Here is an 8,230-nt window from a genome sequence, read left to right on the forward strand (position 1 = left end):
CGCCAGATTTGGCGCAGCCTCCCTTTTTTGGAGGGCAAGCTCTATGTATGAGGATATTTTACAAAGCAAAACACATCGTACAAGCCTACTGCCCTCAGGCCCATGGCTGATGACCCAAAAATGGGAGCATTTGTTATTCGCCCATTATGAAGTGAACCCGCAAGTTTTGAAACCGCACCTTCCTCCGGGGCTGGAACTGGATACGTATGATGGCAGGGCATGGATGACAGTCATTCCTTTTCGGGTAAGCGGCATGCGGCTTCGGGGGACGCTTCATATTCCTTATCTTCATACATACCTGGAACTGAATGTTCGCACGTATGTCAAAAAAAATGGCCTCTCAGGGATATACTTCTTCAGTCTCGATGCAGACAAACTTCCCGCAGTGCTGGGTGCCCGGGTCCTCACGCTGCCTTATTTTTCTGCCACTATGGCTATGAGCGAAAAAGCAGGCGCCTATCGTTTTATCAGCGAGCGCAAACATGGAAGGAATGCGGTAATTGACTGCAAATACAAGCCGACAGGGGAGTCATATTTTCCAAAAAAGGACAGTCTTGCAAGCTGGCTGCTGGAACGCTACTGGTTGTGGACCTATAAGCGTGGAGTTTTATTCAAGGGAGGCATCCATCATAAACAATGGGATGTTTATCATACATCAGCCGATATCAGCGGGGGAAACCTTTTTCCATTTGCTCCCGCGCCTGATATCTCATCTTCTGTGTTACTCCATTATGCGGCTGCACGGCGAGTGCTGTTTTGGAAAGTTAAAAAAGAAAAACAGTAGGCGAAAAGTGGAGATTTCGCCTGCTGTTTCTATTTACCGCTTGGATCATATTCGTCCTGCACCAGCCTGGTGACGGTGGTCGTTTCCCCGTTTTCCTTTTCTGCTTTTGTGGCTTGTTCCCCGAATGCATCTTCCTCGTCTATACCCGGGGCGGCTGTCGGGTGAGAGGATTTGTTTTGTTTACGTTTCTTATCAGTCATTTTCAATTCCTCCTGTCAGGCTTATTTTGTCTGGTGGGTGAGGGATTATGTAAAAAAACCTGTCTGTCGATAGACAAACAGGCTGCAGCTCTCTTTTTCCGGAAAGGATGGTTCCAAAACGAAAGAGCTAAGGTTTCTAGTACCACGCTGCGCCGACAATAATAAGAAGGATGAACAATACGACAATCAGCGCGAAACCTTGACCGTATCCGCCGCCATGGCCGCCATAGCCACATCCGCATCCATATCCGTAGCCCATAAGATCCCTCCTTTCCAGGTGATTTAGAAATGCGCTCCATAATTATAAAAAGCCTTCATTGCAGACTGATGAGCTGCTCCTTTTACACAACCATAATTGTGTTTACAATACTGTATGTTTTTGGCCTATGTATGCTATGGGCAGTATCCCATTTTTCATGATTTTCTCCCAGATATTCTGCAAATAAAAACGGTACCTCACAAACGAGAAGGTACCGGCTGCTATTACTCAATATCAATAAAATTCCTGTTTTCATTGTCTTTCGGGATGGAAATTTTCAGGATTCCATCACGGTATTCGGCGGTTACATCTTTTTTGTCAGCTTCAAAAGGAAGGTTGATCCAGCGTTCCATCCGCTCACGGGAGACTTCCTTTTTGGGCTCTTGATCGACGGCCTCCTGATCCACAGCGATTCGCAGCTGATTCCGCACAAGTTCTATCTCAATCTGCTTTCGCCTGATGCCAGGAAGTTGCGCTACCACTACGAAAGCGTCCCGCCTTTCATATGTCTGCACCTCAAAAGGGCGGCGGTTAAAAAATGAATGGAAGTTTTTTGAGGAATCATTGAAAAAGCCGTCTATTTCCTTCATCAAGTTTGAAAAAGATTCATTAAACCGATTGTGCTGATTGCGGTTTGCACTCATGCCGTTCACCTCTTTTTAAGTTGTTATATTAATACTTTATGCAACGGCCATTAGTGTTGACATTTTATTTAGCCGGAGATACACTTAATTCAACAATGTTGAATATAAATAGATAAAGTTGAATAAATTGAAAACAAAAGCGTAGCGAGGCCAGCGAGAATTATTTTTCAAGTTGATTTGTAAGCGCATTCTTTTCTTTATTCGTTTAGCGCTGGCCATCAAAATAAGGAGGGAGAAAGATGACACACTGGCCGGATTTTGTACAGCTAAAGGAAGTAGGTCCCAGAGACGGTCTGCAGAATGAAAAGCGCTCCATATCGACGGATGACAAGGTGGCGTGGATCAATATGGTCTCGGATTCAGGGGTCCGGGAAATTGAATATTCCTCGTTCGTCCATCCGAAATGGATCCCGAATCTGGCGGATGCAAGGGAAGTCGGGAAGCGGATACGAAAAAACCCGGATGTCTTTTACTCGGCACTTGTGCCCAACCAAAAAGGGCTGGAGCATGCCCTGGAAGCGGGTATTGATGGAGCTTCCGTGTTTATGTCGGCAAGTGAAACGCATAATAAAAAAAATATCAATAAGACAATAGGCGAAACCTATCCAGTGCTTCGCGAGGTGATTAGGGATGCAAAACAGGAAGGCAAACATGTCACAGGCTATATCTCTACCGTATTCGATTGTCCTTATGAAGGGAAAATCATGCCTGAAAAAGTGATTCGGGTATGTGAGCAATTGCTGGAATACGGGGTAGATGATCTTTCACTCGGAGACACGATTGGTTCAGCTGTTCCAACCCAGGTGGAGCGGCTGCTTGAAGTCCTGCTCGCCCGTTATCAGAAAGAGAAGCTGATTATGCATTTTCATGACACAAGAGGGATGGCGATCGCCAATATTATGCGCTCCCTGCAGTACGGTCTGAGTCGGTTTGACAGCTCACTGGGCGGTCTTGGCGGATGTCCGTATGCACCGGGAGCAGCCGGTAATGTCGCAACCAATGATGTGCTTTATTTACTGCACGGATTGGGAATCAAAACCGGGATCCAGGAAGATAAAATTCAGGAAGCGTCTGTGTTCATCCAGGATAGACTGGGCAAGGTGCTGCCGAGTAAAAGCCTTGCCTACCATTTGAGCACGGCTTAGACAGTCATGTACCCTTGACGGGAAAGTGGCACTATTCTATGATTAAAAACATATATGCCACTTTTTCGCCAAAGGAGAGATTCCAATAAACCTCGATCATATCGGAAAAAAAATCAAACAAATGCGGCTGCGTTCAAAAAAAACACAGCAGCAGATTGCCGATGAATGCGGCATTTCGAAAAGTCTGCTGTCGAAAATTGAAAACGGGCAAACCGCTTCAGCCGTCGCTACCTTATCAAAAATCAGTGAAGCACTGAACGTTCCTCTCTCCTGGGTGCTCGAAGATAAGATGGAACAGGATCTTGTTTTGCTCCCGAAATCGAGCAGGGAAGCGAAAATCGGTGACGAAAACATGGGCTATTCCTATGAGCTTCTTGCCAACCGCTCTCAGTTTAACGGAGTAGAGCCAACGATCGTGCATGTTACGCCAAAGGATGTCAATGTTCGCAGGGAGGCCTACACGCATTCTCAGGATGAGTTCATTTATATTCTGGAAGGATCCATCCATTTATTTTATGACGGACGTGAACATTACATGGAAAAGGGCGACACGGCGTTTTTCCAAGGATCCAAGGCCCATTTATTTGTACCTGTCGATAACGCTGGAGCGCAGGTGTTAACATTATTTATTGATGGGCAGCTGTAAAATGGAAATGAAAAGCAGCCAAAAAATGCACTCCTTAACCAAAAGGGAATGCATTTTTTTATTGCTTAGTAAATTATGACTCATTACATATTGTGGATAACCAGGGTTAAGGGTGCCCCCGCCAGCTCCAGCGCCCAGCGACTAGTGGACTTCCCTCACCTTCGTACGATAAGTCAACATCGGCTCGAAGTTAAAGGAAGGCCGACTAAAACCGGCCTTTGCGGCCAACGTCGGCATACCCCTTTTGCAGGGGCATGTTTCCTTTATCTCCTCCGTAGGAATGATCAGCTAAATTCGCCGCTTTGCGCGGCAACGCTGATCCACCTGGCATGGCCAGGCGCAGCCCATACGTCGCTGAACGGGCGCTTCCGCTTTTGTTATTAGCAAAAAAACCCCGTCACTCTGCAGATTCAACCCCTCAATTCATGACAAATTTCAAATTATTCTTGTACTTAACCGGAAAATAAGGTATATTAATGATTATATTTTTCGTCAAATTACATCAACAGAGGGGGATTTCATCAATGAAAATGTCGAAACATTCACTATTAATGGTGGCGGTGATAGCACTGTTTGCGATCATGCTTACCGCTTGTGCAAGTGAACCAGAAGAAGCCGGAAGCGCTCCGGCAGGCGGAGAAGGGGAAGGCGGCGGTGACCTGCAAATTGCCGTATTGTCAGATGCGATATCACTGGATCCGACAGGTGCGAACGATGTGCCTTCATTTAACGTGCAGTACAACATTTTTGAAACACTAGTACGTCATGATGAAAATATGGAACTGCAGCCTGAACTGGCTAAAAGCTGGGAAAATATTGACGAAAATACTTGGGAGTTTAAGCTGCAGGAAGGAGTTACTTTTCATGATGGCAGTGAATTTAATGCCGAAGTAGTAAAAGCGAATCTTGAGCGTGTGCAGGACCCTGATGTCGCTGCACCTGCTGGCTATCTGCTTGAAATGATTGAAGAAATAGAAGTGGTGGATGAGTATACAGTACGGCTGACAACGGAATATCCATTTGGAGGACTGCCGGCACATTTGGCACATCCGACAGCAGGAATGGTTTCCCCGGAACAAATTGAAGCGGATTATGCTGCGATGGAAGAAGGAAATGAGCCGGGAAGTGTGATTAATCAAACCCCGATTGGCACGGGATATTTTAAATTTGATGAATGGGTGCCTGGACAGCACGTTCGCCTGGTGAAAAACGAGGATTACTGGAATGGCCAGGCAAAACTGGATTCCGTTACCTTTAAAGTGGTCCCGGAAGATCTTACCCGGATTGCTGAACTGGAAACGGGGACTTCTCATATTTCCAATCCGTTAAGCCCATCGGACGTAGAGCGTATCGAGAGCGCGGAGGGACTATATGTCAGTCGTCAGGGCAGCGTTTCACTGGACTACATTGGCTTCAATATGAATAAAGAACCTTTTAATGACAAACGCGTTCGCCAGGCGATTTCCATGGCGATTGATAAAGAACAGATTCTGGAAGGAATTTATAACGGTGTCGGAACACCGGCAGCCGGCCCGCTGGCGCCTAATGTGTTTGGCTATGACGAAAACCTTGAAGGGCTGGAACATGATCCGGAGAAAGCTAGAGAGCTGTTGGCTGAAGCGGGGTATGAAGATGGTTTTCAGACTACAATTTGGACCAATGACAGCCGGGAGCGGATCGATATGGCAACAAATGTACAGGCCCAACTGGAGGAGTTTGGTATTGAGGTGGAGATAGAAGTATTCGAATGGGGCGCTTATCTGGAAGCGATCGGCAATGGTGAACATAACATGTTTGTGCTTGGCTGGTCGAACGCTACCGCCGATGCCGACAACGGCCTGTATCCACTTTTTCACTCGGATAACCACGGGTCTGCAGGAAACCGTACATTTCTTGCAAATGAAGAAGTCGATGCCCTAATTGACCAAGGCAGAAAAGCATCGGATGAATCAGAACGTCTCGAAATATACAGTGAGGTGCAGCAGAAGCTTGTGGATCTTGCACCGATGGTTTATATGCTGCACCAGGAATACCTTCTTGGCGTAAGAGAAGAAGTAAAAGAGCTGAACCAGCTGCCGACAAAAATGCTGGAATTGAAGGATGTTTATATAGAATAGCAGCTGGAGAAACCAGATGAATGAAAACCGAGCGGAACGGGCCTGCTTCTTATGCAGCCCGTAATCCGCTGACATATGAGGAGATTTTCAATGACAATAACAGACGAACAAACCTTATTACAGTATTTAAAAGTTTCCGGTGCCTATCAGCCTGCCGCAATTCCGGGTGAGCATGCATTCACTTTTTTATCGAAAGAATCTGGGCTGCCGCAGGTCTGGAAATGGGACGGAGCAACGGCTGAAGTTAGGCAGTATACAAATTTAGAAGATCGTGTGCTTTCTGTGAATCATTCTCCGTCAGGCAAGAAGACCGTTGTCGGTATGGATCATCAAGGCAATGAAAAACAGCAGCTGTATTTGCTGACAAATGACTTGGCAACGACTGAAGAGTTGGTGGTAAAACCGGAATATTTTCATGAGTTCGGAGGCTGGTCTCCGGATGAAACAAAAATTGTCTTCGCAAGCAACCGCCGCCATCCGGGATTTTTCGATATCTTTCTTCTGGATCTGGAAACAAAAACCGAGCAGGTGCTTTTTGAATATGACGGGAAGTGCACACCGGTTTGCTGGACAAAAGATGGCAGCGGTATTGTATTGAGCATAGCGGATACGAATATTGATAATACGATGATAATTGTACATACAGAAAAGAAAGAGCAAAGGAAAATCGGTAAGTCGGGCGGCTCATCAAGAAATCACTCACTTGCGCTAACAAAGGATGGCAAAGGTGGCTATCTATTGTCAGATTCAGACCGGGATACACTGGATATTGTTCAATTTTCTACAGAAACATCAGAAGAGCTGCATTCGATTTACACAGTGGATGAGTGGGATGTGGAAGAATTGAAGCTGTCGCCGAGTGATGGAAAGCTTGCTTTTACCGTAAATGAAGGCGGCTACTCCCGTCTTGCTGTATTGGAACCGAAGAACGGAGAGAGCCGGACACTGACATCATTGCCTAAAGGCGTATATCAGTCGCTGTCATGGCTGAGCGAAGAGGAATTGCTTGTGGGAGTAAAAAGCCCGTTGCATCCTGGAGATATTTGGAAAGTGCAAGTGACAGAGGATGAAGCGGAGCGGCTGACTTTTGTGGGCGAAGCAGAGGAAATTGCCGGTCAGTGGAGACAGCCGGAATTGCTTCAATTCACCTCTTTTGACGGGCTAGAGGTGCCGTATTTTTATTACGGGGACAAAGGGCTCTCACAGCCAGTTGTCGTGTATGTGCATGGCGGGCCGGAAAGTCAGATTCGTGCGGAATACAATCCGGTGGTCCAGTACTTGGCAAGCAAGGGATTTGCGGTGGTGACTCCAAATGTGCGCGGCAGCATGGGCTATGGACGAAAATACGTCCAGCTGGATGATGTGCGCAAACGAATGGATGCGGTGGCTGACTTGAAGTGGCTGGTCGAGGATCTCGTTGCTAATCATGGGGCTGATCGCAGCAAAGTCGGAATCATGGGACGCAGTTACGGAGGGTTCATGGTGCTTGCCGCGGTAACGCATTATCCGGATGTTTGGGCAGCCGGTGTTGATATCGTCGGTATCTCCCATTTCCGGACATTCCTGGAAAATACCGGTCCGTGGCGCAGGAAGCTGCGAGAATTTGAGTATGGTTCATTGGATAAGGATACGGACTTTTTTGATGAAATCGCGCCATTAAATCATACGGACAAGATCACTGCACCGCTGCTCGTATTCCATGGCAGAAATGATACGCGGGTTCCTGTAAGCGAAGCAGAGCAGTTAACCGCTGATTTGAAAGAGCAGGGCAAGGAAGTCGAACTGGTGATTTTCGAGGATGAAGGGCATCAGACCGAGCGAATTGAAAATCATATCCATATGAACCGGAAAACGGTGGAATTTATGGAGCAGTATTTATAGGCTTGAGCAGAATCTCGGGAGGCAATACCCGGGATTCTTTTCGTTCTTCTCTTTCAGCAAAACATGTTATAATGGAAGGAAAATTCAGAGAGTAAACAATATAATCCGCTCGCCGGAGGTTTCGCCATGTCTGTCCATAACTTATTAGATGAATTTAACAAAAAGTTAATTGAAATCCTCAGCTCCAATCTGACTGGCATTTACCTGCATGGTTCTTTGGCAATGGGATGCTATAACCAAAGGACCAGTGATATCGACTTGATTATTGTAGTAAAGGAATCATTAGTGGAAGTGCAAAAAAAGAAATCATTAAGTCATACTCCAGCTGGAAGAGCAATTTCCGGACCAAGAGATCGAAATGAGTATAATTACAAATGGGCAACTTGCTGATTTTGAGTACCCAACGCCATTTGAACTGCATTATTCAAAAGTACACACTAGCGTTGCATAAATATCGTTGGAACATTCGGTGAAATAGATCCCAATATTTTTTGCCAAAAAATCAAAGTCCAGTCAAAGGTGGCTTTGTCCATTTTTTGAAAATTATATACAGT

The 8,230-nt window shown here is 46.1% G+C and carries 8 protein-coding genes and 1 pseudogene; 6 read left to right on the plus strand and 3 right to left on the minus strand.

Features of this window, described 5'->3' with window-relative positions; translation table 11 throughout:
• Window positions 1–43: 43 nt before the first annotated feature.
• Window positions 44–784 (plus strand): YqjF family protein, encoded by a 741-nt coding sequence (locus CEG13_RS08905; protein ID WP_100011513.1) that lies wholly within the window; start codon window positions 44–46, stop codon window positions 782–784.
• A gap of 29 nt (window positions 785–813) precedes the next feature.
• On the opposite strand, the gene CEG13_RS18895 is transcribed toward CEG13_RS08905, so the two are convergent.
• The 3 genes and pseudogenes from CEG13_RS18895 to CEG13_RS08915 all read right to left on the minus strand — a co-directional run bounded on the left by CEG13_RS18895 (window position 814) and on the right by CEG13_RS08915 (window position 1,887).
• A complete protein-coding gene (locus CEG13_RS18895; RefSeq protein ID WP_192869530.1) occupies window positions 814–984 on the minus strand; it encodes a hypothetical protein in 171 nt (56 codons plus the stop codon).
• Window positions 985–1,120: 136 nt separating this feature from the next.
• A pseudogene (locus CEG13_RS19245) lies at window positions 1,121–1,198 on the minus strand (YjcZ family sporulation protein); the annotation flags it as partial.
• A gap of 269 nt (window positions 1,199–1,467) precedes the next feature.
• Entirely contained in the window at window positions 1,468–1,887 is a 420-nt protein-coding gene (locus CEG13_RS08915; RefSeq protein WP_100011515.1) for an Hsp20/alpha crystallin family protein, read from the minus strand.
• 239 nt (window positions 1,888–2,126) lie between these two features.
• On the opposite strand from CEG13_RS08915, the gene CEG13_RS08920 reads away from it, so the two are divergent.
• The 5 genes from CEG13_RS08920 to CEG13_RS08940 all read left to right on the plus strand — a co-directional run bounded on the left by CEG13_RS08920 (window position 2,127) and on the right by CEG13_RS08940 (window position 8,066).
• Window positions 2,127–3,032, plus strand: coding sequence for a hydroxymethylglutaryl-CoA lyase (locus CEG13_RS08920; protein ID WP_100011516.1), 906 nt, complete (start codon window positions 2,127–2,129; stop codon window positions 3,030–3,032).
• A gap of 100 nt (window positions 3,033–3,132) precedes the next feature.
• Window positions 3,133–3,678: a helix-turn-helix domain-containing protein gene (locus CEG13_RS08925; RefSeq protein ID WP_275661802.1), complete on the plus strand. Its 546-nt coding sequence runs from the start codon at window positions 3,133–3,135 to the stop codon at window positions 3,676–3,678.
• Between the two features lie 524 nt (window positions 3,679–4,202).
• Window positions 4,203–5,795, plus strand: a complete 1,593-nt coding sequence (locus CEG13_RS08930; protein WP_100011518.1) for a glutathione ABC transporter substrate-binding protein — start codon at window positions 4,203–4,205, stop codon at window positions 5,793–5,795.
• A 90-nt stretch (window positions 5,796–5,885) separates the two neighbouring features.
• Window positions 5,886–7,676: a S9 family peptidase gene (locus CEG13_RS08935; RefSeq protein WP_100011519.1), complete on the plus strand. Its 1,791-nt coding sequence runs from the start codon at window positions 5,886–5,888 to the stop codon at window positions 7,674–7,676.
• 126 nt (window positions 7,677–7,802) lie between these two features.
• The gene (locus CEG13_RS08940) at window positions 7,803–8,066 is read left to right on the plus strand and encodes a nucleotidyltransferase domain-containing protein (RefSeq protein WP_100011520.1); all 264 of its coding nucleotides are present in this window, start codon (window positions 7,803–7,805) and stop codon (window positions 8,064–8,066) included.
• Window positions 8,067–8,230 lie beyond the last annotated feature (164 nt).

It is taken from the genome of Lentibacillus sediminis (assembly GCF_002763455.1).
In the GTDB taxonomy this organism is placed as follows: Bacteria; Bacillota; Bacilli; order Bacillales; family Amphibacillaceae; genus Lentibacillus_D; species Lentibacillus_D sediminis_A.